The sequence below is a fragment of the Falsochrobactrum tianjinense genome, assembly GCF_019100495.1.
Lineage (GTDB): Bacteria > Pseudomonadota > Alphaproteobacteria > Rhizobiales > Rhizobiaceae > Brucella > Brucella tianjinense.
Map to the genome: position 1 here is coordinate 407,366 of NZ_JAHRVA010000001.1, position 26,842 is coordinate 434,207.

A 26,842-nucleotide genomic window follows, 5' to 3' on the forward strand; every position below is an offset into this window, starting at 1 on the left:
AGATCCTTCCTGTCAAAGCCCCGAACCCGCGGCCAGTTCCTCGCCAAAGCGTCGTTCAAGAATGGCCTTGAGCGCCAGCGTCACCAAAGCCAGAAAGGCCAGGAGCGACGCTACTGCAAAGGCAGCGACGAAATTATATTCATTGTAGAGAATTTCCACATGCAGCGGCATCGTGTTGGTGAGGCCGCGAATGTGGCCCGACACCACCGAAACAGCGCCGAACTCACCCATCGCGCGGGCGTTGCAAAGCAGGACGCCGTAAAGCAGGCCCCATTTGATATTGGGCAGGGTGACATAGCGGAAAACCTGCCAGCCATTGGCGCCCAGCGAAATCGCCGCTTCCTCGTCACCGGTTCCCTGCTCCTGCATGAGCGGGATAAGCTCGCGCGCGACAAAGGGAAAAGTCACGAACATGGTTGCCAGCACGATGCCGGGAACCGCAAACAGGATCTCGATACCATGGCCTGACAGCCACGGCCCAAGCAGGCTGTGGCTTGCAAAAAGCAGCACGAAGACAAGACCTGAGATGACAGGCGACACCGAAAAAGGCAGGTCGATCAGCGTCGTCAGGAGCGCCTTGCCCTTGAACTCGAATTTGGCGATGGCCCACGCTGCTGCCACGCCGAAGACCAGATTGACCGGCACCGCGATGGAAGTAACCGTCAGGGTCAGCTTGATCGCGGCCCAGGCATCGGGTTCCGCGAGTGCCGCCAGATATTCGCCCACCCCCTTGCGAAAGGCTTCCACGAAGACAGCGACCACCGGCATCACCAGAAAAAGCCCCAGAAAAACCAGCGCTATGGCGATGAGCGCGATGCGCGTCGGCTGGCTTTCGGTGATCGCCTCATGATCGGAGTTGAGCTGCTCATTCGCCATCTGCATATCTCCGCCGTGACCATGACTGAAAGAGATTGATGAAAAGCAGCATCGCGAAGGAAAGAACCAGCATGATTGTCGCCAGCGCCGTGGCGCCGGCATAGTCATATTCTTCGAGCTTGATGATAATCAGCAGCGGGGCGATTTCCGACACATAGGGCGTATTGCCGGCAATGAAGATCACCGAGCCGTATTCGCCGATCCCACGGGCGAAAGCCAGAGCGAAGCCGGTGAGAATAGCGGGTTGCAGGCTTGGCAGCAGCACGCGCCAGATTGTCTGGAACCGCGTTGCGCCAAGGGTCGCTGCCGCTTCCTCCACCTCGCGGCTGATTTCCTCGATAATGGGTTGCACCGTGCGCACCACAAAAGGCAGGCCGATGAAGATCAGCGCCACGACGATACCGGCGCGCGAAAAGGCGATGCGGATATCGAACGGCGCAAGCAGACTGCCGATCCAGCCATTGGGCGCATAGATCGATGCCAGCGCGATACCGGCGACAGCGGTGGGCAAGGCGAAGGGAATATCCACGATCGCATCGATGAAGCGTCGCCCGGCAAAACGGTAGCGCACCAGCACCCATGCCAGAATAGTGCCGAACACGACATTGACCAGCGCCGCAAGAAAGGCGGTGCCGAAACTGGTTTCCAGCGCCCGCAGGGTGCGCTCATCGGTGGCGAGCCGCCAGAAGCCAGCCAGACCGACATCCGTCGAGCGCAGGATCAAAGTTGCGAGCGGAATGAGGATAAGAAGCGTGAGATAGGCGACACTGAAACCGAACGTCAGTCCGAATCCCGGAATGACGCTCGGTTTTCTGAAATGCCACCCTGCTCTGATCGGTGCAGGGAGTGAGGGCATCAATAGTTGTTCCCTTTGTCGTTTATTCCCGGTTTCGGCGTTGTGGTCAGCCTATCTGCCCGGCCAGTCTATCATCTGCCCGGCTTGTAAATCTGGTCGAAAGTTCCCCCATCGCCAAAATGATAGGGCTGTGCCTTGGCCCAGCCGCCAAATATGGGATCATCGATCGTCACCAGCGACAATTGCGGAAATTTACGCTGCTGGCCTGCAGGGATGGCATCGGGTTTGGAAGGGCGATAGAAATGTTTGGCAGCCAGCGCCTGACCTTCGGGTGAATAGAGATATTCCAGATAGGCTTGCGCCACTTTGCGCGTCCCCTTCTCATCGGCGTTCTTGTCGACCAGCGCCACCGGCGGTTCGGCAAGAATTGATTGCGGCGGCACAACGATATCGAAAGCATCTTCACCGAATTCCGTAATCGAAAGATAGGCTTCGTTTTCCCAGGCCAGCAATACGTCGCCGAGCTGGCGCTGCACGAAGGTTGTTGTGGAACCGCGCGCGCCCGTGTCGAGCACCGGCACATGGCGGAACAGTTCGGCTATATAGTCTTTGATCTTCTGTTCATCGCCGCCATATTCCTTGTTCGCCCAGGCCCAGGCAGCGAGATAGTTCCAGCGTGCGCCGCCGGAAGTCTTGGGATTGGGCGTGATGACCTCGACCTCTTCCTTGACAAGATCGCCCCAGTCCCTGATCCCTTTCGGATTGCCTTTGCGCACCAGAAAAACGATCGTGGACGTATAGGGCGAGGAATTGTTGGGAAGGCGCTGGCGCCAGTCCTTGTCGATTTTGCCCGAGAGCGCCGCAATTGCGTCGATATCGCTTTGAAGCGCCAGCGTGACGACATCGGCCTTCACCCCATCGATGACCGAACGGGCTTGCTTGCCCGATCCGCCATGCGACATGCGGATGGTGACGGTCTCTCCGGTTTCGTCCTTCCAGTGCTTGGCGAAAGCGGCGTTATAGTCCTTGTAGAGTTCGCGAGTCGGATCATAGGATACATTCAGAAGCGCCTGATCCGCATGGCTGACCGCAATGGTCCCCATCATGGACGGCACTGTCAAAAATGCCGCCAATATCAATGAGCGTCTCGATAACTTCATGACTGTCTCTCCGTATTTTACAGGTCGAACAGTATCAGAGGTATTGCTCTTCAAGATGACCCAACATTACCATAATTTAAAAAGGGTACGAATTTTCTGCGCGGCAATACGGGACAGAAGAGAATAAATTTCCTGTTGTCGCGCAGCAAGCGCGTAGGTGCGAATGATAATTATTCATAAGGCGAGAATGGGAACGGCCGGGCCAAGCGTGATTGCAAAATATAAAGCAAAATAAAATCAGTCAAATCGCAATAAATGAGGCCCGGAATGGGATTGCGGGGGCAAGTTAGTTCCGGGCCTCAACCAGTCTTTCGACCAGCACCATGATAACGAAGCGCCGCCAATTTTGTTGCAATATTCTTCTAAAAATTTTCAATTCGATTTTATTTCCCTGATGGCGCGCCCTTTCGCGATGTCTGTGGCGGGGCGATTATGGTACCAGGTAATGGTTGGCCCATTCGCTTTCGGGTACTTCCTCACCGATCTTGTAGTGGAATGAATATATATTGATATGTTCATTATCCGTCTTGCAGACGAAGGCGAGTTTGTACCAGTGGTCGTTGCTCCGAAAAGCAGCGCCGTCGGCTCGGATGCTGTTCTTTTCAGCCACTGGATCGGAAAAAGCATAAGCAAGAACCTTGTCGACCGAGAATTTTTTCTGCTCATGGCTGATCCGTTCCATCGCCTCGACATCGCAGCGCTGTTCAAGACGCGTTGCGGGGTCGAGCTTTTCCAACTGCTCCTTTTCCAGTGCCGTCATGGCTATCGACGCGCCCGTGGCGGCGATAAGAATTGTGAAAGCGCTCAGCGTCAGCAGATACGGGGTGAAGGGAGAGAGGATCGAAGCGGATAGAAATTTCATGGGGTTTCAGGTAACTCGTTCGGTGTGAATTTTAAGGATAGAGTCTTTTTACATACTTTTTGCGTCGGCTTGTCGACCATCACGGGGAATTTATCTCCATAATCGATAGCGTGATTTTCCCGACGCTCTTGATTTGCACCGTGTGCCCATGCTTGAACCTGCTGATACGACCCATATGCTGTCCATGGCAGGCCATTTACGCTCCTGTCGCGAAAGGAAGAGACATGAAGCCCGTTTTTCTGCAATTGCAATGCACCCCCGGCAAGACCTACGAAGTGGCCGATGCCCTCTACCAGCGTGAGATCGTATCGGAACTGTATTCCACCAGTGGTGAATATGACCTGCTGGTGAAAATCTATATCGCGGAAGGGGAGGATATCGGCAAATTCATCAATGAAAATGTGCTCAACATCCCTCATATCGTGCGTTCCCTGACTACGCTGACCTTTACGGCTTTCTAAAGCATGATTATCATTAAACGCGACGCGCTTTAAGTGGGTCGATATGTCAATGTTTGATTTACCATAATGGATTATCGTTTCTCTTTCGGGAACCTCTTTGTGTCCTGTGCATTCACTGCATGATACCGCTCAAACGGATATCCTTGAATCTGCGTCCGGGGTGGCAACAGGAACGATAATGGATGATCTTGAACATAGGCGGGTATTGGTTGTGGAAGACGAAATCTTCGTCGCCCTTGATGTGGCCGCTACGGTTGAGGATGCCAACGGGACCGTTGTGGGTCCGGTCGGTACTGTTCGGCAGGCAATCGATCTGATAAACCACCAGCATATCGACGCTGCCATTCTTGATGTCAATCTGGCTGATGGCGACCTGGAGCCGATCCTCGACCGTTTGAAAAGCCGCAATGTGTTCGTCGTCATTCATACCGGCGGTGGTCTACCTGCGAGAATAGCGGCGCGCTACCCGGAAATGCCGGTTTTTCAGAAGCCTATTCCCCCCTATGTGCTCACACGCACCCTGGCAACGGCTTTCTCTTCGAGCATAACGTAAGAATAAAAGAAATTTCGTTACGTTTGAACCGGAAAATCTTTTGCATTATATCATGAATATGCTAGGTTGACGGGGTCGGTGCCTGCGCAAGCTGTCGCACGCCGGAATCCTCTCCGTTGACCGCAATTCTGCAAAACCGCTCTTTCGTCGACAATGTGGGGCAATTTGCGCTTTGCCTGCGGCGAATGGTTCTGGCATACCGGCAACAAGGTTAGATAGTTTCCAAAAGGTTTGAAAATGCCTCCTTATCGTTCGCGAACAACCACCCACGGTCGTAATATGGCTGGCGCGCGCGGCCTATGGCGCGCCACCGGCATGAAGGATGAGGATTTCGGCAAGCCCATTATTGCGGTGGTGAACTCATTCACCCAGTTCGTGCCCGGCCATGTGCACCTCAAGGATCTGGGCCAGCTCGTCGCGCGGGAAATCGAAAGCGCTGGCGGTGTCGCCAAGGAATTCAATACCATCGCGGTCGATGACGGCATCGCCATGGGCCATGACGGCATGCTCTATTCGCTGCCTTCGCGCGAGCTGATCGCCGACTCGGTCGAATATATGGTCAATGCCCATTGCGCCGATGCGATGGTCTGCATTTCCAATTGCGACAAGATCACCCCCGGCATGTTGATGGCTGCTATGCGTCTCAATATCCCGGTCGTCTTTGTTTCGGGCGGTCCGATGGAAGCAGGCAAGGTCGTCTGGGACGATGAGGTCAAGAAGCTTGATCTCGTGGACGCAATGGTTGCCGCTGCCGACGATCACTATAGCGACGAACAGGTCAAGGCGATCGAGCGCTCCGCTTGCCCGACCTGTGGTTCGTGCTCGGGCATGTTCACGGCAAACTCGATGAACTGCCTGACCGAAGCGCTTGGCTTGTCGCTGCCGGGCAATGGCTCGACGCTGGCAACACATGCCGACCGCAAGCGGTTGTTCGTCGAGGCCGGTCATCTGATCGTTGATCTCGCGCGCCGTTATTACGAGCAGGACGATCCAGATGTGCTGCCGCGTTCCATCGTTACTTTCGAGACTTTCGAGAATGCCATGACGCTCGATATCGCCATGGGCGGCTCGACCAATACGGTGCTGCATCTGCTTGCCGCCGCGCAGGAAGCGGAAGTCGATTTCACCATGGCCGATATCGATCACCTGTCGCGCCGTGTGCCGGTGCTTTGCAAGGTCGCGCCTGCCATCGCCAATGTTCATATGGAAGACGTGCATCGCGCGGGCGGTATCATGGGCATTCTCGGCCAGCTCGATAAGGCGGGCCTGCTCGATACTTCGCGTCCGACGGTCCATTCCAAAACGCTGGGCCATGCGCTCGACCAGTGGGACGTCACCCGTTCCAAGAGCGAAATGGTCCATAAGTTTTTCAGTGCAGCCCCCGGCGGCGTGCCGACGCAGGTGGCTTTCAGTCAGGAACGCCGCTTTGACAGCGTCGATGCCGACCGCGAAAAGGGCGTGATCCGCTCGAAGGAACATGCCTTCAGCCAGGATGGCGGTCTGGCCGTGCTTTACGGCAATCTGGCCGAGGATGGCTGCATCGTGAAGACGGCGGGCGTCGATGATTCGATTCTCAAATTCTCCGGCCCCGCACGTATTTTTGAAAGCCAGGACACTGCGGTTCTTGGCATTCTGAACGGCAAGATCAAGCCGGGCGATATTGTGCTGATCCGCTATGAAGGCCCGCGCGGCGGACCCGGTATGCAGGAAATGCTCTATCCGACCAGCTATCTCAAGTCGAAGGGGCTGGGCAAAGCCTGTGCGCTGATCACCGATGGACGCTTTTCTGGTGGTTCTTCGGGTCTCTCGATTGGTCACGTCTCGCCGGAAGCAGCCGAAGGCGGCACGATCGGGCTGGTGCGCGAAGGCGATATCATCGATATCGACATTCCCAATCGCAAAATCCATCTTGCCGTGGACGATGCGACCTTGGCCGAACGCCGTGCCGAACAGGATGCAAGCGGCTGGAAGCCGGTGGAGGAGCGCAAGCGCAAGGTTACCACGGCGCTGAAAGCCTATGCTGCCATGGCTACCAGCGCCGCCAAGGGTGCGGTCAGAAAACTGCCCGATTGATTGGAAATTATTCGATTATAAAGCCCCGCTTCGGCGGGGTTTTTATTGCAATGTCTTCGCCACCGCTGGCATCAGATCGTTTTGCACCGATTGCGGCGTAAACGGCCCGACATGCTTATAGACGATCCTGCCATTCTGATCGACGAGGAAGGTTTCCGGCACGCCATAGACGCCCCATTCAATGGCAGAGCGGCCTGCGCGGTCGGCACCGACCGCAACATAGGGATTGCCCAGATCGCCCAGAAAGCGCCGGGCATTTTCGGGGCTGTCCTTATAGTTGAGGCCAACCACGCGGATGCGCTCATCCTTGGCGAGTTCCATCAATAATGGATGCTCCTGACGGCACGGCGCACACCATGACGCCCAGATATTGACCAGCGTCAGCTTGCCCCCCGGGCCTGTCTTGAACTCGGCATTGTTAAGGCCGGGCACAGGCGCGCCATCGCGCAACAGGCCCTCGACGGGCGCAAGCACAGTCTGCGGAACCTGCTTGCCGATCAGTGCCGAGGGGATGGTGGAATTATCCTTGCCCGAAAGAAGCTGCACGGTGAAGATCGCGGCAAGCCCCACAAAAATCGCAAGCGGCAGCAAGGCGATCCACGTAGCGCGTTTCTTTGGTGCGGGTTTTTCCATTGTTTCAGTCATTGGGCGGTCTTTCGCGATGGTCTGGCTGAACGGCGGCGCACGCCCTGCGCTTCAAGCCGTTTCATCTCACTTTTCTGTATGCGCTGGTCGAGCAATATCCAGCCAATCATGATGGCAAGCACGATCACGGTAAGACCATAGGAGGCGATGACGAAACCGAGATGGTTCATACGGCGCTCTCCTCCTGCGTTGGCGTCGTCGCACGACTGCGGTCGGCATTGCGCGCGGCGAGCTTCTTCATGGAAGCCACGCGGCGGCGCCAGATTTCATTGCGCATCGCCATCATGTGCAGCGTGACGAACAACAGCGTGAAGCCGATGGCCATCACTAACAGCGGGCGCAGCATGGAAGCGTCGATGGTGGGGCCGTCCATGCGAAAAACCGAAGCGGGCTGATGCAGTGTGTTCCACCAGTCGACCGAGAACTTGATGATCGGAACATTGATGAAACCGACGAGCGTGAGTATCGCCACGGGTTTTGCGCTTTTGGCGGGATCATCCATGGCGCGCGACAGGGCGATAATGCCCAGATACATCAGAAAAAGCACGAAGACGGACGTAAGTCGCGCATCCCACACCCACCATGTTCCCCACATGGGCTTGCCCCAGAGCGACCCGGTCGCGAGCGCCAGCGCGGTGAACACAGCGCCCAAGGGTGCTGCGGCACGCACGGAAACATCGGCCAGCGGATGCCGCCAGACCAGCGTTCCGAGCGAGGAAACGGCCATGATCGAATAGCACATCATAGAAAGCCATGCGAAAGGCACATGAATATACATGATGCGCACGGTGATGCCCTGCTGGTAATCGTCGGGCGAGAGGAAGACCATATAGAGGCCCACAACCAGAAACAGCGCCGAAAGCCCGGCCAGCCACGGCAGCACCTTGCCCGCAAAGGCAAGAAAGCGCGTAGGATTGGCAAGGTCGAGCCAGCTCGTGGGTTTGCCTGTGGTTTTGGTCATTTCCTTCTTCATGGCCCCATACTTACCTTGCCCGGATATGCCGTTCAATTGATCGCAATCAACTGCGTCAATCCGCCGACGCTTTAAGCGCCGCACTTGCGGCAAGCGGTCCCATAACTGCGAAAAACAATGTCAGCGCGGCGAGAATAAGGAAAGGTGCCAGAAACGGCGCAACAGTGTCGGTTGCGCCATAAGAAGCTGAAACACCGAAAATCAGCACCGGGATTGTCAGCGGCAGCACGATCACCGAGACGAGCAAGCCGCCGCGCGGCAACGCTACCGCCAGTGCCGCCCCGACCGCGCCGATAAAGGCGATGGCCGGGGTGCCGACCAGAAGCGTCAGCATTGTCGCGCCAACCGCCACTGCGTCCATATTCATGAACAGGCCCAGCATGGGCGATGCGATCACCAGCGGCAGCACGCTTGCCAGCCAGTGGGCGAGGCATTTGACGAAGATGGTGAGGGGGAGCATATGCCGCTCCGCACCGATCAGCAGAAGATCGAGCGAACCGTCCTCGCGGTCGGCCTGAAATAGCCGGTCGAGGCCAAGCAATGTGGCCAGGAGCGCGCCAATCCACAGCATGGCGGGGCCGATGCGCGCCAGAAGATTGAGATCGGGACCGACGCCGAACGGCATGACGGAAATCACGGCAAGGAAGAACAATATGCCGACCAGCGCGCCGCCGCCAGCGCGGATGCTCAACCGCATATCGCGAAGCAGCAGCGCCAGCATCAGGCAGCCTCGATGGAACAGGCGGCCATGTCGAGCGTCTTGATATTGTCGAGGCCCAAAGGAATATGCGTGGCGGCGACAATCATCCCGCCTTCGCGCATATGATCGCGCATCAATCCGGCAAAACGGGTTTCCGACGCCTTGTCGAGACCGGCTGTCGGCTCATCCACGATCCACAATGGGCGATGGCTGATCAGAATTTTGGCGATGGAAACGCGACGCTTCTGGCCGGTGGAAAGATAGCCAAATGGCAGATGTTCCACGCCCGGCAGGTCGACCGCCTCCAGCGCCTCGTCGATTTCGAGCGCTTCCGCACCGTTGAATTTTTGCCAGAACAGGAGATTTTCGCGCACGCTCAGTGCGGGTTTCATGGCGTTCTGGTGGCCAAGATAATGACAGGCTTCACGCACCGGCACATTTTCGCCGTCTTCGGTGAGTTCCACCCGGCCTGTCTCCGGCTGGAGCAGGCCGCAGATGATTCGCAGCAGGGTCGACTTTCCCGAGCCGTTCGGGCCGGTGACGACCATGGCCTCACCTGAAAAAAGATCGAAGGAGAGGGGTGAGAAAACCCTCTCGCCGCCGCGCTCGCCTGCCAGATTCTCGGCCTCAAGCCGCATTTTCTCTCCTTGAGCCGCTTCAGGCTGTCTCTCGCACCGCCCGAACGGAACTATCGTAACATTTCGCCGCAAGGCGACGAATTCGTAAGATTCAGTCTGGAATCGTTTTAGAAAACTCTCTATATGAGAGCTACCATGCCAGCGGTCGGCGTGGAAACCATTTTTGGCCGATCTCAAACACTTGGCGCCTTTGCGGGCATTAAGTTTCGGGACGGACAGCGGAAATGACTGCACCCGCACCTTGGCGCGTCCTTGAAACGCTAGCCTAGGCGTTCGTCCTGGTTTTCCGGCCAGTAGCATGAAGGACGAACCCGTGTCTCACATCGACAGTTTCAAATGCCGCAGAACCCTCACCGCAGGGGGTAAGGAATATGTCTATTACAGCCTGACCGAAGCCGAAAAGAACGGTCTGGAAGGCATCTCCAAACTCCCTTTCTCGATGAAGGTTCTGCTTGAGAATCTGCTCCGCTTCGAGGACGACCGCTCCGTCAAGAAGTCGGATATCGAGAACGTCGCCAAATGGCTGACCGATCATGGCCGGGCTGGCGCTGAAATCGCCTATCGTCCGGCGCGCGTGCTGATGCAGGATTTCACCGGCGTTCCGGCCGTGGTTGATCTTGCTGCCATGCGCGACGGTCTTAAGGCTCTCGGCGGCGATCCGGAAAAGATCAACCCGCTGGTTCCGGTCGATCTCGTCATCGACCACTCTGTCATTGTCGACGATTTCGGCAATCCGAGGGCATTCAAAAACAATGTCGATCTGGAATATCAGCGCAATGGCGAACGCTACCGCTTCCTCAAATGGGGCCAGCAGGCGTTCAAGAACTTCCGCGTTGTCCCGCCCGGCACCGGCATCTGCCATCAGGTCAACCTTGAATATCTGGCTCAGGCCGTCTGGACCAAGGAAGAGAACGGCGAAACCGTCGCCTATCCCGACACCTGCGTCGGCACCGATTCCCACACCACCATGGTCAACGGCCTTGGCGTTTTGGGCTGGGGCGTCGGCGGTATCGAAGCTGAAGCCGCCATGCTCGGACAGCCGGTTTCCATGCTGCTGCCGGAAGTCATCGGCTTCCGTCTGACCGGCAAGCTCAAGGAAGGCGTGACCGCCACCGACCTCGTGCTCACTGTCACGCAGATGTTGCGCAAGAAAGGCGTCGTCGGCAAGTTCGTCGAATTCTTCGGCGCTGGCCTCGATAATATGACGCTGGCCGATCGTGCCACCATCGGCAATATGGCGCCGGAATATGGCGCGACCTGCGGCTTCTTCCCAATCGATCAGGAAACACTTTCCTATATGCACATCACTGGCCGTGACGAAGATCGCATCGCGCTGGTCGAAGCCTATTGCCGTGCGCAGGGGATGTGGCGTGAGAGCGGATCAGCAGACCCGGTCTTCACCGATGTTCTCGAACTCGACATGGGTGATGTGGTGCCTTCGATGGCTGGCCCGAAGCGTCCGGAAGGCCGCATTCCGCTGGAAAACATCGGTTCGGGCTTCGCAGATTCGCTTGAAACCGAGTACAAGAAGACCTCTGGTCAGAACACCCGCTATCCGGTTGAGGGCGAGGAGTTTGACCTCGGTCATGGCGATGTGGTGATTGCTGCCATCACGTCATGCACCAACACCTCCAATCCGAGTGTGCTTATCGCAGCCGGTCTTCTGGCCCGTAACGCGGTCGCCAGGGGCCTCAAGACCAAGCCCTGGGTCAAGACCTCGCTTGCTCCCGGTTCGCAGGTGGTTGCCGCCTATCTCAGCGATGCGGGGCTTCAGAAGGACCTCGACGCGCTCGGTTTCAACCTGGTTGGCTTCGGCTGCACGACCTGTATTGGTAACTCTGGACCGCTCGCTGCGCCGATTTCCAAGGTGATCAACGAAAAGGGCCTGATCGGCGCTGCCGTTCTGTCCGGCAACCGTAACTTCGAGGGTCGCGTTTCGCCGGATGTGCAGGCCAACTATCTGGCTTCGCCGCCGCTCGTCGTGGCCCATGCTCTCGCAGGTACAGTCACCAAGGATCTGACCAAGGAACCGCTTGGTGAAGACCAGGACGGCAATCCGGTTTATCTGCGCGATATCTGGCCTTCATCTCAGGAAATCAACGATTTCATCGTGAAGAACGTCACCCGCAAGATATTCTCCGAGAAATATGCGGATGTATTCAAGGGCGACGAAAACTGGCAGGCTGTGCAGGTTCCTGCTGGCCAGACCTATACATGGGACGACGATTCGACCTATGTGCAGAACCCGCCTTATTTCGTGGGCATGGGCAAGTCGGCCGGTACGATCGCAGACGTCAAGGGTGCCCGCGTTCTCGGCCTCTTTGGCGACAAGATCACCACCGACCACATCTCGCCTGCCGGCTCCATTAAGGCACAGTCGCCTGCTGGTAAATATCTTCTCGACCATGGCGTCGCCATTGCCGACTTCAACCAGTACGGCACGCGTCGCGGCAACCATGAAGTGATGATGCGCGGCACTTTTGCAAATATCCGTATCCGCAATCACATGCTGGGCGAAAACGGACGCGAAGGCGGCTACACCATCCACTATCCGTCGAAGGAAGAGATGTCGATCTACGACGCGGCCATGGAATACAAGGCCGAAGGCGTGCCGCTCGTCGTCTTTGCGGGCGTGGAATATGGCAACGGTTCGTCGCGTGACTGGGCGGCCAAGGGCACCAACCTGCTTGGCGTCAAGGCGGTCATTGCGCAATCCTTCGAGCGTATCCATCGTTCCAACCTTGTCGGCATGGGCATTGTGCCTTTTGTCTTCGAGGAAGGCACAAGCTGGCAGACGCTGGGCCTCAAGGGCGACGAAATCGTCACCATCGAAGGACTGGCCAATGTGCGCCCGCGCCAGAGGGTGGACGCTTCCATCGCCTATGCCGATGGCTCAGTGAAGAAGGTTCCGCTCATCTGCCGTATCGATACGCTGGACGAGCTCGACTATATGAAGAACGGCGGTATCCTCCAGACCGTTCTGCGCGATCTGGCTGCTTAACGCGAAAGCGGATAAACAGGATAGCCCGAAATCGAAAGGCCGCCGGAGTGATCCGGCGGCTTTTTCATATCTGTACTGAATCTCACCGCAACGTGAATTCCTATTGATCGATGCAATTCATACATAATAGATGTCAGCATCAATTATTGCAGGATGACGAAGCGCGATGATCCAACACCCCATTTATGGAACAAATGCCTGGCATAGCCCGGAGGCTTTCTCCGGCTGGCGTAGCGTTTGCGCCCTTGTGGGACTGGCATTCACAGGCTCTTTGTCCATGACAGGTACGGCCCAGGCGCAGGATGGCAGCAACAGAACCGCCGTTCTTGAGCTTTACACCTCTCAGGGCTGCAAATCCTGCCCGCAAGCGGACAGGAATTTAGCCGGCTATGCCGATGATCCTAATGTGCTGGCGCTGTCGTTTCACGTCAATTACTGGGATTACATGGGCTGGCGCGACACGCTGGCAACGCAAGAGGCGACAGACAGGCAGAATGCCTATCGCAATTCCTTCAACACCAAGATGGTCTATACACCGCAGGTCATCGTCAATGGCGCGACAGAAATGAATGGCGGCGACACGGCTGCAATCAACGAGCATCTCGCAGCAGCCAAGCTCAACGTTCCGGTTTCCATCCAGCGGTCGGACGATGGCCGCCTTTCCATTGAAATCGCAGCGGGCAAAAAGCCGCAAATGCCGGTGCATGTCGTTCTGTTCTATTTGCGCGATTCGGTGACAATTCCGATCACCAAGGGCGAGAACGCCGGACAATCGCTGACCTATCGCAACACGGTGAGTGACATCAACACGATTGGTATGTGGGATGGTGAGGCTATGAAAATCGAACTTCCCGTTTCTGAACTCGACCGGAAAGACGTTACCGGCTGCGCAATCGTCTTGCAGGAATACCGCAGCGATAATTCCCTCGGCCCCATTCTCGGATCGGCTCTTTTCACTGAAAAAGGCCAGGAAGGTCTCTGATTCAGATCTGAAGCATGTCACGGAAAAGTGGGAACCGATTTTCCGATAAAGACATGGGTAAAAACAAAAAGTCACAGCGTGTCATATGAGTATAATTAAACGCGACACGCTTTAAGACTGAAGCGTGTGATTCCAGTCAGGCGGAAATGAAGTTCTGGTTGGGCGACGACGGTGCTGGACGATGGAAGGTAGGTTCGGCTCGGGCAGTCCTTTGGGCGGGGGGCTTGGGGTCGGACATACCCGAACCGAACCGTCTCAGGCAACGCGTAGATGCTGGAGCCATAATCGGGCTGGAATGCGAAGTTGACAAGGCGAAAATGTGGCTGGTAATCACCATTGAGGACGCCTGTTTTTTTTCGTGAACAGTGAGGCCCCAATTTATTGGGGTTCTAATTTACCGTTTCGACCCCATGAATGACAAGCGAGCTTGAATTTATTTTATAAAAGCATCACCTTATTGTCATTAATCGAATGATCGGCGCTCTGGCATATCCGGACCCGTTCATCTTCCACCGATAGCGGAAGGAAGGATATGGATACATCAGGCGCAGCTCCGAAGGCCGCTAATGAGGACACGGCGTCCCATTCGGCGGTTACGGCCCGAATGGTTCCTCTCGGCCAATCGCGGTCCGATTCGCCCGTCGTCAGCTTCAACCGGCATGAGCTGGGAAAAATCCTCAATATCTATGGCCGTATGGTCGCATCGGGTGCATGGCGTGATTATGCCATCGACCATTTAAGCGACAGGGCTGTCTTTTCCGTCTTCCGTCGTGCAAGCGAAATTCCGCTTTTTCGTATCGAAAAGAATCCGAAATTGACACAAAAACAGGGTGCCTATTCAGTTATTGCGGCAAGTGGCTTGATCATGAAGCGCGGCCACGAGCTGGAGCGGGTCTTGCGCGTTTTCGACAAAAGCCTCAAACTGGTCGAGAGTTGAATCTCGCCGGGCAGGGCATTCCGGTCGCCATGTAGGATGCAGCGCATGGCGCGACCCGGTTTCAGGCGATATGCGCTGCTGATTTTCGTAATGCCTGATGTAGAAACGCTTGATGCAGAAATGTCTTGTGCAGGGTTGTATTATTTTTAATTTCAGTATGTTAGGGTTGTATTGCCCTGAAGTTACATAACGCAACATTAATACCGGGAAACAATTGTGCGTTGCGATTCAAACGGTTTGAATATCACCACAAGCCAGTGTCGCATTTTGGCCAAATGCTCTCGACATTCAAGGAACCGATCACGGATACTGTCGTTTCCCTGAAATAGACACCCAATTGAGTCCCAGTATCCACCCGCCATAACTTATCCCTCGGAAAGGCTGTTAAGGCACATGCCGGAATTGTCTTCTTCGCTGTCCAATTCGTCCACCTCTGATCGTAAGACCCTGGATCGGATTCCGCCCGAGCAACCTTCCCCCATACGCGCTCACTATAAATCCGAGGATGAACTGCGTGAACTCGCAGCTTCCGTCGCGCGCGGCGAAGAGCTGACATTGCCGGGCTATCAGGCTTTCGCCTTTGACCAGCGCCTGTCCGAAAATGACAAGCTCATTCTCCATGCCTATCGCTCGGCTGACGCAGCCTCGCGCGCGGGCGAGACGATTACGCCTGCCGCGCAGTGGCTGCTCGATAATCACTATCAGATTGACAAGACTGTTCAGCAGACCCGCCGCGATCTGCCACGCCGCTTCATCCAGCAATTGCCGCCCTATGCAGCCATCAAGGACATGCCGAGGATTTTCGCGCTCGCCTGGCTTTATGTGGCTCATACGGACAGCAATTTTTCGCTCAAGTCCCTGACGGCGCTCGTGCAGGGATTCCAGACCGTCGAGCCGCTGAAGATTGGTGAACTCTGGGCTCTGCCTGCGGCGGTGCGTTATTTCCTGATCGAAAATGCCCGCCGTCTGGCGCTGCGTGTCGATCGGGCGCGCAACATGCGCAATCTGGCCAATACAGTGGCGGACCGGATCGTTCTGGCTGCCAACGATCAGGAACTGGAAGCGGTTCTGGCGCAATATGCGCAGGCCGCGTGCGACAGCACTTTCGCCACCCACCTTCTCTATCGCCTGCGTGGCGCTTCCACTGACACTTCGGCTGCGGCAAGCTGGCTGGAACGTATTCTCGAACAGGAGGGCAGCAACCCGGAAGATGCCATTGTCGAGGAACATGCTCGCCAGTCCACCGGCGGCGTGACGATGGGCAATGTTATCCGCAGCCTGAAATCAATCGACGATATTGAGTGGGAAACCTGGTTCGAGACCGTCAATGAGGTCGATGCGATCCTGCGCGAGCACAGCGATTTCGAGCTTCTGGATTTCCGCTCCCGCAATGCCTATCGCGTGACCATCGAAAAGCTCGCCCGCTTTTCCAATCTGAGCGAAATCGATATTACCTGGGCGGCGTTGAAGCTTGCGCAAGAGAAAAGCGATGCCGAAGGCGGAGCTTCTGGGCTAGCGGGGGGCAATGCTTCGATTGCCTATTACCTCTCCGGTGAAGGCCGCGGGGAGCTTGAGAAGGTTTGCGGCTACCGGGCGCCGTTCAGTGTCAAAGTCCTGCGTTTCTATCGCAATATCGGCCTGTGGGGTTTCTTCATTCCCACGGCGATCTTCACCATCCTGATTCTGCTGCTGGTGAATTACTGCATGATCCGTGCGGGTCTTTCGACCGATCTGCGCACGCTGTTCACCTTGCTGGCGATCTTCCCTGCGATGGATGCGTCCTATTCCTTGTTCAACGCGCTGGTGCCATGGTTCATGCAGCCGACACGGCTGATCGGCTTCGAGTATAAGGACGGACTGCCGCCGGAAGCACGTACGCTTGTCGCGGTGCCGACCTTCATCACCTCGCGAGATTCAATCGACGAACAAATCCGCAATCTCGAAGTCCATTATCTTACCAATCCGCGTGGCGAGATCTTTTTCGCGCTCGTCAGCGACTGGATGGACGCGAAGCAGGAAATCACGCCTGCCGATATGGAGATTTTCGAATATGCGCGCGACGAGATCGCCAAGCTCAACGAGCATTATACCGGCGATGAACAACCGCGTTTTTTCCTTCTCCACCGCCGCCGTCTCTATAATGAGAAGCAGGGCTGCTGGATGGGCTGGGAGCGCAAGCGCGGCAAGCTGCATGAGCTGAATCTGCTTCTGCGCGGCGATCAGGATACGAGTTTCTTCCCCGGCGATCCGCGCCTGCCTAGGGATATCAGATACGTTATGACGCTGGATGCGGACACGCGTCTGACACCGGAAGCCGTCACCAATCTGGCGGGCAAGCTCAGCCATCCGCTCAACCGTCCGGTTCTCGATGCGAAAACCGGGCGCGTGACGCGGGGATACGGCATTCTCCAGCCGCGCGTAACGCCTTCATTGACGACCGGCGACGAAGCGTCGTTTCTCCAGCGCGTATTCTCCGTCAATCGCGGCATGGATCCTTATGTCTTTGCGGTTTCCGATTCCTATCAGGATCTTCTGGGTGAGGGCACTTTTACTGGCAAGGGCCTTTATGATATCGACGCTTTTGAAGCGGCGCTCAAAGGACAGGTGCCGGAAAATACGCTTCTGAGCCACGATCTTCTCGAAGGCGGCTACGCCCGCGCAGCGTTGGTCAGCGATGTTGAAGTGGTGGAAGATTATCCCACCGGCTACAATGTCGATGTCTCGCGCCATCACCGCTGGGCACGCGGCGACTGGCAGCTTCTACCATGGCTGTTTTCGACCACTAGCGGGGTAAATACGACCACGCGCTGGAAAATGGTCGATAATCTGCGCCGCTCGCTCAACCCGATCTTCTGGGTTCTGGCAGCCGTCGTCGGCTGGAGCGTTCTGCCTATTGGTCCCGCTGCCGTCTGGCAGGCATTCCTGATTGTTAGCATGTTCGTGGCGCCGACTTTCGGCATCGTCACGAATCTCATTCCGGCAAGCATGGACTATTCGCTCAAAGGTCACGCCCAGTCGATTCTCACCGATATTGCGCTAGGTACTGCGGATGTGGCGCTGCGCACGACCTTCATTGCTCATTCCGCCTATCTCATGGCCGATGCGATCGCGCGCACGATTTACCGCCTGTTTGTCTCGCGCCGCAATCTGCTCGAATGGCGCACAGCGGCGCAGGCCAGCTCTTCGCCTGATACGCTTCTCTATTATTACCAGATGATGTGGCCAGCGCTTGTGATTGCTGGCGCTGCTATACTCCTGCCGCTTGCCGCCGAAAGCCATGCCGCGTTGATCGCAGCACCCTTTGCGGTGATCTGGTTCGCCTCGCCGCTGATTGCCTGGTTGGTCAGCCGCTCGGCCAAGCCGCAGGATACGCTGGAAGTTCTTACCGAAGACAAGGCGGATTTGCGCCGTTATGCGCGCCGCACATGGCGTTACTTCGCCGAATTCACCAATGCGGAAAACAATCATCTGCCGCCGGATAATTTTCAGGAAGAACCGGCACCGATCGTTGCGCAGCGTACCTCGCCCACCAATATCGGCGTCTATCTTCTTTCGGTCGTGGCGGCGCGAGATTTCGGCTGGATTGGTTTTGAGGAAACGCTGAACCGCATCGAAGCGACCGTCACCACGCTTGAGAAGATGGAGAAATATCAGGGCCATCTCTACAACTGGTACGAGACCCACACGCTGACCCCGATGACCCCGCTTTACGTTTCGGCGGTGGATAGCGGCAATCTGGCTGGTCATCTGGTCACGCTTTCCTCGGCGATGGAAGAATGGGCCGAAGCGCCATCCGTCTATATGCAGGGTGATCTCGACGGGATTCTCGATGTCAATGACATCGTCGAGAAAACGATTGGCAAAATCCCCGATGATCGCCGCATCTTGCGGCCGCTTCGCCGTCGTCTGGAAGAGCGCATCGCCAATTTCCGCCGCGCCGTGCGCACCATTAAGGAAGAACCGGAAACGGCATCTTTCCGCACGATCAACCTGTCGTTGTTTGCCTCCGACATCGTGCGGCTGATGGATGAGCTGGATAGCGAGGTCGAAACGCCCGCCAGCGCCGAGGCCAGCGAATGGGCGCGGATTCTCGTCGATACCTGCAAGGCCCATACCGACGATGCGATGGGCGAACACAATACGGATGAATTGCGCGAGCATCTGCGCGATCTCGCCTCCCGCTCGCGCCAGCTTGCTTTCGATATGCAGTTCGGCTTCCTTGAGCGCAAGGAGCGCCGCCTGCTTTCCATCGGCTTCCGCGTGCAGGAAAACGAACTGGACGAAAGCTGCTATGATCTGCTCGCATCCGAAGCGCGCCTGGCGAGCCTCTTTGCTATCGCCAAGGGCGATGTGCCGGTTGAGCACTGGTTCAAGCTCGGTCGTCTGCTGGTGCCGGTCGGCTGGAAGGGGGCGCTGCTCTCCTGGTCCGGCTCGATGTTTGAATATCTGATGCCGCCGCTGGTCATGTCGGAGCCTCTCGGCTCGCTGCTTGACCAGACGAACAAGCTTATCGTGCAGCGCCAGATCGATTACGCGACCTCGCGCGGCCTGCCCTGGGGTATTTCGGAAGCGGCGTTCAATGCGCGCGACGCGCATATGAATTACCAATATTCCAATTTCGGCGTACCCAATCTCGGTCTTCAGCGTGGCCTGTCGCGCAATGCGGTCATCGCGCCCTATGCGAGCCTGCTGGCCGCGCAATATCAGCCGGCTGCAGCGGTCGCCAATCTCAAGCGGCTGGAAAAGCTTGGTGCGCTGGGTCGCTATGGCTTTCATGATTCGGTAGATTTCACCCCGTCGCGCGTGCGCGAGGGTGAGGCCTATGCGGTGGTGAAGAACTACTATGCGCACCATCATGGCATGGCGATCATTGCGGTCAACAACGTGATCTTTGAAGGCCGCATGCGCGAGCGCTTCCATTCCGACCCGGTGATCGAGGCGGCGGAACTTCTGTTGCAGGAAAAGGCCCCGCGCGAAATTCCGATGGTCTACGCCAAGACGGAAAATCCGATGCGCGTGGATTCAGGCGGCTTCGACGATGCGCCGATGCGCATCATCGATGTGCCGTTCAAGGCTCCGCGCACCACGCATATGATGTCCAACGGCCAATATGCGCTGATGGTCACGGCCAATGGCTCCGGCTACAGCCGCTGGCACAATTGGGACATTACCCGTTTCCATGCTGATGCCTCGGAAGACCTGCAAGGCACCTTCCTGTTCCTGCGCGACATGGAAAACGGTTACTGGTGGTCGGCGACCGGCGAGCCGGTGCGCAATCCGGAAGAGGAAAGCAAGACCGTCTTCACCGAGGACAAGGCCGAGTTCTACAAGACTGCCAATGATATCAAAACGGTCATGGAAGTGATCGTTTCCTCCGAATGCGACGGGGAGGGCCGCAGGCTCGATATCATCAATACGAGCGCCAGCGACCGGATGATCGAGGTCACATCCTATGCTGAGCTGGTGCTCACTGACACCGACAGCGATGCGGCGCATCCGGCATTCGCCAAGATGTTCGTTGAAACCGAGATCGATGATAATGGCTCGACGATCTACGCCAAGCGCCGCAAGCGCGCGCCTTCCGATCCCGATATTCATGTCGCGCATTTCGTTGCCGATCTGACCGGAGCAGTGCGCGAAACAGAAATCGAAACTGACCGCCGCGCCTTTATTGGCCGAGGCCGCTCCCTGCGCAATGCCGTGGCTTTTGACGAAGGTGCCAAATTTACCGGCAGTCAGGGCTGCGTGCTCGATGCGATTGCATCGGTGCGCACCCGCGTCCGCGTTCCAGCCCACAAGAAGGTCAGTCTCGTTTTCTGGACCTTTGCAGGCGGCAGCCGCGGTGCGGTTGAACATGCCGTGGCGATGCACCGTCATCCCGAGACGTTCGCCCGCGAATATTCGCTCTCATGGACCAGTTCGCAGGTGCAGCTATACCATATCGGCATCAGGCCGACGGAAGCCGCCGATTACCAGAAGATAGCCGCCTATCTGCTCTATCCTGAGCGCACGCTGCGCCAACCGCCGGAAACCATTGCAAGCGGCCTTGGCAAGCAATCCGATCTATGGCCGCTGTCGATTTCGGGTGATTATCCGATCTTCGCGCTGCGCATCGACAATGAAGCCGACCTCGATGTGTTGCGTGGAGTGCTGCGTGCGCAGGAATACTGGCGCAGCAAGGGATTGACCGTCGATGTGGTCGCGGTCAACGAACGCGCTTTCTCCTACGCGCAGGATACTCAGCGCGCCATTGAATGGATTGTGGAAGGCTTCCGCGCGCGTGGCGGTGGGCAGTCGCATATTTTCGCAGTGCGTCGCGACCAGATGAGCGAGGAAACCTACAACACGCTTCTGGCTTCAGCTCGCATTGTGATGCATGCGCAGAATGGTTCGCTCGCCGAACAGTTGCGCCGCAGCGAGGAAATCACCGGCGATCTGGCCGCGCGCAGCGATGCCCGAATCGTCGCTGAGGAGTTGACGCAAGTACCGGACGGGAGCGAACGCGTGCCGTCTGTCGCAAGCCGAAGCGGTGAAGAGCGCCGCCTCGCTTCCGCGCCGCGTCCTATCGAAGTGCCGCGTCCTTCGGGCGACGACCTGAGCTTCTGGAACGGCTATGGCGGTTTTGCCGAAGATGGCAGCTATGTCGTACGCGTCAATGGCAGCACCAATACGCCGCATCCATGGATTAATGTGATAGCCAATCCCTCCTTCGGCTTCCATGTTTCGGCAGAGGGTTCAGCCTTCACCTGGGCAGGCAACAGTCGCGACTATCAGCTTACGCCCTGGGCGAACGATCCAGTCACTAATCGTACTGGCGAGGCGATCTACATTCTCGACCGCGAAACGGGTCGCACTTTTGCACCGACTGCCAATGTATTGCGCGATGAGGCGGTCACCTATGAAGCCCGCCATGGCCATGGCCACAGTGCGTTCTCGGCGCAACATGGCGAACTGGCGTTGGAACTGACCCATATTGTCGATGTCGAAAAGCCGGTCCGGCTCTCGCGCCTCACCATCGCCAATCATGGCCGGGCAATGCGCAAGCTGCGTATTTATGGCTATGTTGAATGGGTTCTGGGCAATGTCCGCGCGAAAAATGCACCCTTCATCGTGCCTTCGCATGATGATGAAATGGGCGCGCTTTTCGCCACCAATCCCTACCATCCGGAAAAATCCGGGCAGGTGGCTTTCTTTGCCGCAAATGAAAAGCCGCATTCGCTTACATCCGACCGCAATGAGTTCATTGGCGCTACCGGTTCGGTCGACAGGCCGGAAATCGTGCTTCAGGGCAAATCGCTTTCCAATACGGTCGAGGCTGGCCGCGATCCATGCGCAGCGCTTGCATTCGATATTGAAGTGGGGCCGGGCGAAAGCCGTGAACTGGTCTTCCTGCTTGGCAATGCCGACAACCAGGAACAGGCCACAGCACTGGTATCCGAAATCCGGCAAGTCTCGTTCGACGAGAGGCTCGCCGCGACCGAAAAACAATGGGAAGGTCTCTTCAATCGCGTGCAGGTGAAGACTCCCGATCCAGCTTTCGACCTGATGGTCAATGGCTGGCTGCCTTATCAGGCAGTGGCCTGCCGGATCTGGGCGCGTGCTGCCTTCTATCAGGCCAGCGGCGCTTTCGGCTTCCGCGACCAGTTGCAGGATACGCTTTCGCTTCTGCTCATGGATTCCTCGCTCGCTCGCGCACAGATCATCAATGCGGCTTCGCGCCAGTTCCGCGAGGGTGACGTGCAGCATTGGTGGTTGCCCGCAACAGGGGCAGGTGTGCGCACGCTGATCTCTGATGATGTGGTCTGGCTCGGCTATGGTGCCTCGCTTTATGTCGAGACCACGGGCGACCGCTCCATTCTTGATGAAAAGCTGCCCTTCCTTGAGGGCCGCAAGCTTGAAGAGGGTGAACATGATGCCTTCTATGAGCCGGAAATCTCCAAAGATACCGCAAGCCTTTACGAACATTGTGCGCTGGCGCTAGACCTCGCGGTCACACGCACCGGCAAGCACGGCCTGCCGCTCATTCTTGGCGGCGACTGGAATGACGGCATGAATCTTGTTGGCGTGAAGGGCGAGGGCGAAAGTGTATGGCTCGGCTGGTTCCTTGCCTATACGCTCAAGCAATTCATTCCAATTGCTCAATCGCGTGAGGACCCCGCGCGCGCGGAACGCTGGCAGGCGCATGTGGAAAGCCTGACCAAAGCCCTCGACCGCGATGGCTGGGATGGCGAATGGTATCGCCGCGGTTTCTATGACAATGGCGCACCGCTCGGCTCCAAGGACAGTGACGAATGCCGCATCGATGCCATCGCGCAGTCCTGGAGCGTACTGTCGGGCGTTGCCGATCCCAGACGTGCCGAACAGGCTATGGCCTCGCTCGAAAAATACCTGCTGGACGACGGGGAAGGCGAGTTGCTGCGTCTGTTCACGCCGCCTTTCGACAAGACGGTACAGGAGCCGGGCTATATCAAGGGCTACCCGCCCGGCGTTCGCGAAAATGGCGGCCAATATACCCATGGTGCGACCTGGGCCATTCTGGCGCTGGCGCGCATGGGCAAAGCGGCGGAAGCATGGCGGCTGTTCTCGCTCATCAGCCCGATCAGCCATGGCCGCAACCCGGATGTCTACCGCGTTGAACCTTATGTGATCGCCGCCGATATCTATTCCGTTGAGCCGCGTCGCGGGCAGGGCGGTTGGACCTGGTATACCGGATCGGCGGGCTGGTTCTATCGGATTGCGACTGAGGGAATCCTTGGCGTGACCAGGCGCGGCGACCGCCTGCATCTCGACCCGGCGCTGCCGCCGGAATGGGATGGATACGAGGCAAGCTTACGCTTTGGCGATGCTCTCTACCGTGTCAAGATTATCACCGGTGCAAAGAGCAAAGCCCTCCGGTTGAATGGCCGCAAGCTCACAAAGCCGGATGACGGCGTACCGATCAAACCGGACGGCGAACATGAAATTGTCATGGAGCTTCCCAAAAACCAGTGAAGCATTTAAAAAGGCGGGCGAAACCCGCCTTTTTTGCTGCGCCCGGTGTTAAGGGCTGCGGCGCTTATGGAATGGAGGCCGTCATGGCCAGAACTGATATTGCGCGACGCGTGTATAACCACGCATGGAAGCTCGATCCGATTGTCCGCAGCCTGCTGGACACGGATTTTTACAAGCTCCTGATGTTGCAGATGATCTGGGGTCTTTATCCCAAGGTGAACGCGACCTTCTCGCTAATCAACCGCACGACTTCCGTGCGCCTGGCCGACGAGATCGATGAGGGGGAGCTGCGCGCCCAACTCGATCATGCGCGCACATTGCGTTTCTCCAAGAAAGAAATGATCTGGCTTGCAGGTAATACCTTCTATGGCCGCAAGCAGATTTTCCAGCCGGAATTCCTTAACTGGCTGCCTGATTTTCAACTGCCGGAATATGAATTGCGCCGCCGCGATGGCCAGTATGAGCTGCATTTTCATGGGCCATGGACGCACACCACCATGTGGGAGATTCCGGCGCTTGCCATCATCAATGAATTGCGCTCGCGCGCGGCCATGAAAAATCTCGGGCCATTCTCGCTTGATGTGCTCTACGCTCGTGCCAAGGCCAAGATGTGGAGCAAGGTCGAACGATTGCGCAAGCTGCCAGACCTCAAGGTCTCGGATTTTGGCACCCGCCGCCGCCATTCTTTCCTCTGGCAGCGCTGGTGCGTCGAGGCGTTGAAGGAGGGTATTGGCGACGCCTTCACCGGCACCTCCAATGTACTGCTGGCCATGGATACCGATCTGGAGGCGCTTGGTACCAATGCCCATGAACTGCCGATGGTGCTGGCGGCCCTTGCAAAGACAGACGACGAATTGCGCAGCGCGCCCTACCGCGTGCTTCAGGACTGGAACCGCTATTATGGCGGCAATCTCCTGATCGTGTTGCCCGACGCCTTTGGAACAGCTGCCTTCCTGCGCAATGCGCCTGACTGGGTCGCTGACTGGACCGGCTTTCGTCCCGACAGCGCGCCTCCCATCGAAGGCGGCGAGCGTATCATCGAATGGTGGAAATCGCGGGGCAAGGATCCGCGAGAAAAGCTTCTGATCTTTTCCGATGCGCTTGATGTCGACACCATCGAGGAAACCTATCGCCACTTTGAGGGCCGCGTGCGAATGAGTTTTGGTTGGGGTACCAATCTGACCAATGACTTCGCCGGATGTGCGCCCAACACCATTCATGGCCTCAAGGCTATATCGCTGGTCTGCAAGGTCACGGACGCCAACGGGCATCCGGCGATCAAGCTTTCCGATAATCCGCAAAAAGCAACGGGCGACCCGAAGGAAGTTGAACGTTATCTGAAATTCTTTGGCAATGAAGAGCGGGTAGAGCAACTCGTCAAGGTGTGACGTTTAATCGATATCCGTCACCGATTTGGTGCTCAATCCCGCATTTCGGTGGCCCATGGCGGGTTGGCGCCCGCGCGTGAAACCGTGATCGCCGCTGCCCGGACTCCCAGAGCGACAGCTGCATGAATCTGGTCCTCGTCCAGATTGGCGATGGCCTGTTTGTCCAGCAGGCCCTGCACGTGCAGGCTGGCCAATATGCCGGCATTGACCGTATCGCCCGCCCCGACTGTATCCACCACATCCACCTTGACGCCCGGAACCCGTACGCTTGCATTGGCGCTATAAGCGTCGGCCCCATGAGCTCCCTTGGTGATGACGATGAGCTTTGGCCCAAGCTTGAGCCATTCACCTGCAATCTCGTCATGGCTACCCTTTTCGCCGAACCAGTCGAGATCCTCGTCCGACAGCTTCACGATATCGGCCAACGCGATCATGCGCTTCATGCGCGCCAGATGCTTTTCGCGGTCGTTGATGAAGCTCGTGCGGATATTGGGATCGAGGAACATGACGCGCTTTGACGCTTCGCGGATCATCAGCGTTTCATAGATATTGCCGCACGGTTCCGAAATCAGGCTGATGCAGCCAAAAAGCATCGCCTTGACTGTGTCATCAATGAGCGGCATGTCGTCTTTGGACAGCATGCGCCCGGCTGTGTTCTCGTCGTAAAACGCATAGCGCGCCTGCCCCTCGATCAGCCGCACGAAAGCAAGCGTAGTCGGTCGGTCGGAGATTGCCGCGAAGGAATAATCGACATTGGAGCGTGCGAGTGTATCGCGCAAAATCTCGCCCAGAAAATCCGAAGAAAGACCGGAAAAGAAGCCAGTCGGGACATCCAGCCTGCCCAGCGCGATAGCTGTATTGAATACCGAGCCGCCTGCGAAAGGCATAAAAGCCGTTGCGCCTTCCGCAGTTTCGCGCGGCAGCATGTCGATCAGGGCTTCACCGCAGCAAAGGATCATCGCCGGTCCTTTCATCTCCCTATTATCAGACGTGCTGGCCGCCATTGATATGAATTTCCGATCCTGTCACATAAGAGGAGGCTTCGTTGCACAGGAAATAGATGGTTTCCGCCACTTCTGATGTTTTGCCAAGGCGGCGCATCGGCAATTGTTCGACCAGCTTGTCGGTGCCTGGCGACAGGATCGCAGTATCGATCTCGCCCGGCGCGATGGCGTTGACGCGAATGCAGTGCGGGCCGAAATCCGAGGCCATCTCGCGGGTCAGCGCGGCAAGCGCCGCCTTCGATGTCGCATAGGCCGTGCCTGCGAAGGGGTGCACGCGGCTTCCGGCGATGGATGTGACATTGACCACCGAGCCTTGCGCGGCCTCCAGCTCCTTGAACAGACCCCGCGCCAGCATGATGGGGGCCATGAGGTTCACCTGAAAAACATCGCGCCATGTCGCCATTGGCGTTTCCAGCGAGTTCATGCGGCGACCGCCCTCGCCTTTGGGTGAAATACCCGCATTATTGACCAGCGCATGCAGCTTGCCGCCATTGTCTTCCAACCTGCGGCGAATTTCAGCGATGGCCTTGCCGATGTCTTCCTGATCGGCAAGATCGACCTTCACATGATCTTCCGGACCGGCAGGCCATGGGCAGTTCTCCGCGAAATCCTGCCGCGAGCAGGTGATGACGCGCCATCCCGCGCGCGAAAACCGTTTCACCGTTGCATGGCCAATGCCACGGCTTGCGCCTGTCAGGACCAGTGTTTTGCGCTCCGCATCCGATTTGGGAGCATCGGACTGGGACATATCGTTATTGGAAACTGTGGACATGACAACCTCACTCTCAATCCCTGCATAGAC

At 57.2% G+C, this 26,842-nt stretch carries 19 protein-coding genes; 8 read left to right on the plus strand and 11 right to left on the minus strand.

Annotated elements, in window-relative coordinates; translation table 11 throughout:
* Positions 1–12: 12 nt before the first annotated feature.
* The 4 genes from cysW to KUG47_RS01955 all read right to left on the minus strand — a co-directional run bounded on the left by cysW (position 13) and on the right by KUG47_RS01955 (position 3,694).
* Entirely contained in the window at positions 13–876 is an 864-nt protein-coding gene (cysW, locus tag KUG47_RS01940; RefSeq protein WP_217676271.1) for a sulfate ABC transporter permease subunit CysW, read from the minus strand.
* A complete protein-coding gene (cysT, locus tag KUG47_RS01945) occupies positions 866–1,732 on the minus strand; it encodes a sulfate ABC transporter permease subunit CysT (RefSeq protein ID WP_217676272.1) in 867 nt (288 codons plus the stop codon). Before cysT ends, cysW begins: the two co-directional genes overlap by 11 nt.
* Before the next feature lie 71 nt (positions 1,733–1,803).
* Positions 1,804–2,832: a sulfate ABC transporter substrate-binding protein gene (locus KUG47_RS01950; RefSeq protein WP_217676273.1), complete on the minus strand. Its 1,029-nt coding sequence runs from the start codon at positions 2,830–2,832 to the stop codon at positions 1,804–1,806.
* A gap of 430 nt (positions 2,833–3,262) precedes the next feature.
* Entirely contained in the window at positions 3,263–3,694 is a 432-nt protein-coding gene (locus tag KUG47_RS01955) for a DUF930 domain-containing protein (RefSeq protein WP_217676274.1), read from the minus strand.
* A gap of 224 nt (positions 3,695–3,918) precedes the next feature.
* On the opposite strand from KUG47_RS01955, the gene KUG47_RS01960 reads away from it, so the two are divergent.
* The 3 genes from KUG47_RS01960 (at position 3,919) to ilvD (ending at position 6,781) form a co-directional block, all read left to right on the plus strand.
* Positions 3,919–4,155: an Lrp/AsnC ligand binding domain-containing protein gene (locus tag KUG47_RS01960; RefSeq protein WP_217676275.1), complete on the plus strand. Its 237-nt coding sequence runs from the start codon at positions 3,919–3,921 to the stop codon at positions 4,153–4,155.
* 178 nt (positions 4,156–4,333) lie between these two features.
* Entirely contained in the window at positions 4,334–4,708 is a 375-nt protein-coding gene (locus tag KUG47_RS01965; protein ID WP_217676276.1) for a response regulator, read from the plus strand.
* 237 nt (positions 4,709–4,945) lie between these two features.
* Positions 4,946–6,781 (plus strand): dihydroxy-acid dehydratase, encoded by a 1,836-nt coding sequence (ilvD, locus tag KUG47_RS01970; RefSeq protein WP_217676277.1) that lies wholly within the window; start codon positions 4,946–4,948, stop codon positions 6,779–6,781.
* A gap of 42 nt (positions 6,782–6,823) precedes the next feature.
* Here ilvD and KUG47_RS01975 read toward each other — a convergent pair whose 3' ends face one another.
* The 5 genes from KUG47_RS01975 to ccmA all read right to left on the minus strand — a co-directional run bounded on the left by KUG47_RS01975 (position 6,824) and on the right by ccmA (position 9,737).
* Entirely contained in the window at positions 6,824–7,426 is a 603-nt protein-coding gene (locus KUG47_RS01975) for a DsbE family thiol:disulfide interchange protein (RefSeq protein WP_217676278.1), read from the minus strand.
* On the minus strand, positions 7,423–7,596 hold the full coding sequence (gene ccmD, locus KUG47_RS01980; protein ID WP_217676279.1) for a heme exporter protein CcmD: 174 nt from the start codon (positions 7,594–7,596) through the stop codon (positions 7,423–7,425). The genes KUG47_RS01975 and ccmD overlap by 4 nt, the downstream gene beginning before the upstream one ends.
* On the minus strand, positions 7,593–8,387 hold the full coding sequence (locus tag KUG47_RS01985; RefSeq protein WP_217676280.1) for a heme ABC transporter permease: 795 nt from the start codon (positions 8,385–8,387) through the stop codon (positions 7,593–7,595). Before KUG47_RS01985 ends, ccmD begins: the two co-directional genes overlap by 4 nt.
* Positions 8,388–8,454: 67 nt before the next feature.
* Positions 8,455–9,120, minus strand: a complete 666-nt coding sequence (gene ccmB / locus KUG47_RS01990) for a heme exporter protein CcmB (protein WP_217676281.1) — start codon at positions 9,118–9,120, stop codon at positions 8,455–8,457.
* On the minus strand, positions 9,120–9,737 hold the full coding sequence (ccmA, locus tag KUG47_RS01995; protein WP_217676282.1) for a heme ABC exporter ATP-binding protein CcmA: 618 nt from the start codon (positions 9,735–9,737) through the stop codon (positions 9,120–9,122). Before ccmA ends, ccmB begins: the two co-directional genes overlap by 1 nt.
* A gap of 313 nt (positions 9,738–10,050) precedes the next feature.
* On the opposite strand from ccmA, the gene acnA reads away from it, so the two are divergent.
* The 5 genes from acnA (at position 10,051) to pncB (ending at position 25,036) form a co-directional block, all read left to right on the plus strand.
* Entirely contained in the window at positions 10,051–12,738 is a 2,688-nt protein-coding gene (acnA, locus tag KUG47_RS02000) for an aconitate hydratase AcnA (RefSeq protein ID WP_217676947.1), read from the plus strand.
* 247 nt (positions 12,739–12,985) lie between these two features.
* Complete coding sequence (locus KUG47_RS02005; protein ID WP_217676948.1) at positions 12,986–13,720, plus strand: DUF1223 domain-containing protein; 735 nt, start codon at positions 12,986–12,988, stop codon at positions 13,718–13,720.
* A gap of 532 nt (positions 13,721–14,252) precedes the next feature.
* A complete protein-coding gene (locus KUG47_RS02010) occupies positions 14,253–14,657 on the plus strand; it encodes a DUF2794 domain-containing protein (protein WP_217676283.1) in 405 nt (134 codons plus the stop codon).
* Positions 14,658–15,050: 393 nt separating this feature from the next.
* A complete protein-coding gene (locus KUG47_RS02015; RefSeq protein WP_217676284.1) occupies positions 15,051–23,648 on the plus strand; it encodes a glycoside hydrolase family 94 protein in 8,598 nt (2,865 codons plus the stop codon).
* Positions 23,649–23,731: 83 nt separating this feature from the next.
* Positions 23,732–25,036, plus strand: coding sequence for a nicotinate phosphoribosyltransferase (gene pncB, locus KUG47_RS02020; RefSeq protein ID WP_217676285.1), 1,305 nt, complete (start codon positions 23,732–23,734; stop codon positions 25,034–25,036).
* Positions 25,037–25,068: 32 nt separating this feature from the next.
* On the opposite strand, the gene KUG47_RS02025 is transcribed toward pncB, so the two are convergent.
* Both KUG47_RS02025 and KUG47_RS02030 read right to left on the minus strand, forming a co-directional pair.
* On the minus strand, positions 25,069–25,995 hold the full coding sequence (locus KUG47_RS02025; RefSeq protein WP_217676286.1) for a carbohydrate kinase family protein: 927 nt from the start codon (positions 25,993–25,995) through the stop codon (positions 25,069–25,071).
* A gap of 25 nt (positions 25,996–26,020) precedes the next feature.
* Positions 26,021–26,812, minus strand: a complete 792-nt coding sequence (locus tag KUG47_RS02030) for an SDR family NAD(P)-dependent oxidoreductase (protein ID WP_217676287.1) — start codon at positions 26,810–26,812, stop codon at positions 26,021–26,023.
* Positions 26,813–26,842 lie beyond the last annotated feature (30 nt).

Coding starts and splice junctions, on each gene's coding strand:
- cysW (WP_217676271.1), bottom strand. CDS start 876: ATGGCGAATGAGCAGCTCAACTCCGATCATGAGGCGATCACCGAAAGC.
- cysT (WP_217676272.1), bottom strand. CDS start 1,732: ATGCCCTCACTCCCTGCACCGATCAGAGCAGGGTGGCATTTCAGAAAA.
- KUG47_RS01950 (WP_217676273.1), bottom strand. CDS start 2,832: ATGAAGTTATCGAGACGCTCATTGATATTGGCGGCATTTTTGACAGTG.
- KUG47_RS01955 (WP_217676274.1), bottom strand. CDS start 3,694: ATGAAATTTCTATCCGCTTCGATCCTCTCTCCCTTCACCCCGTATCTG.
- KUG47_RS01960 (WP_217676275.1), top strand. CDS start 3,919: ATGAAGCCCGTTTTTCTGCAATTGCAATGCACCCCCGGCAAGACCTAC.
- KUG47_RS01965 (WP_217676276.1), top strand. CDS start 4,334: ATGGATGATCTTGAACATAGGCGGGTATTGGTTGTGGAAGACGAAATC.
- ilvD (WP_217676277.1), top strand. CDS start 4,946: ATGCCTCCTTATCGTTCGCGAACAACCACCCACGGTCGTAATATGGCT.
- KUG47_RS01975 (WP_217676278.1), bottom strand. CDS start 7,426: ATGACTGAAACAATGGAAAAACCCGCACCAAAGAAACGCGCTACGTGG.
- ccmD (WP_217676279.1), bottom strand. CDS start 7,596: ATGAACCATCTCGGTTTCGTCATCGCCTCCTATGGTCTTACCGTGATC.
- KUG47_RS01985 (WP_217676280.1), bottom strand. CDS start 8,387: ATGACCAAAACCACAGGCAAACCCACGAGCTGGCTCGACCTTGCCAAT.
- ccmB (WP_217676281.1), bottom strand. CDS start 9,120: ATGCTGGCGCTGCTGCTTCGCGATATGCGGTTGAGCATCCGCGCTGGC.
- ccmA (WP_217676282.1), bottom strand. CDS start 9,737: ATGCGGCTTGAGGCCGAGAATCTGGCAGGCGAGCGCGGCGGCGAGAGG.
- KUG47_RS02010 (WP_217676283.1), top strand. CDS start 14,253: ATGGATACATCAGGCGCAGCTCCGAAGGCCGCTAATGAGGACACGGCG.
- KUG47_RS02015 (WP_217676284.1), top strand. CDS start 15,051: ATGCCGGAATTGTCTTCTTCGCTGTCCAATTCGTCCACCTCTGATCGT.
- pncB (WP_217676285.1), top strand. CDS start 23,732: ATGGCCAGAACTGATATTGCGCGACGCGTGTATAACCACGCATGGAAG.
- KUG47_RS02025 (WP_217676286.1), bottom strand. CDS start 25,995: ATGATCCTTTGCTGCGGTGAAGCCCTGATCGACATGCTGCCGCGCGAA.
- KUG47_RS02030 (WP_217676287.1), bottom strand. CDS start 26,812: ATGTCCACAGTTTCCAATAACGATATGTCCCAGTCCGATGCTCCCAAA.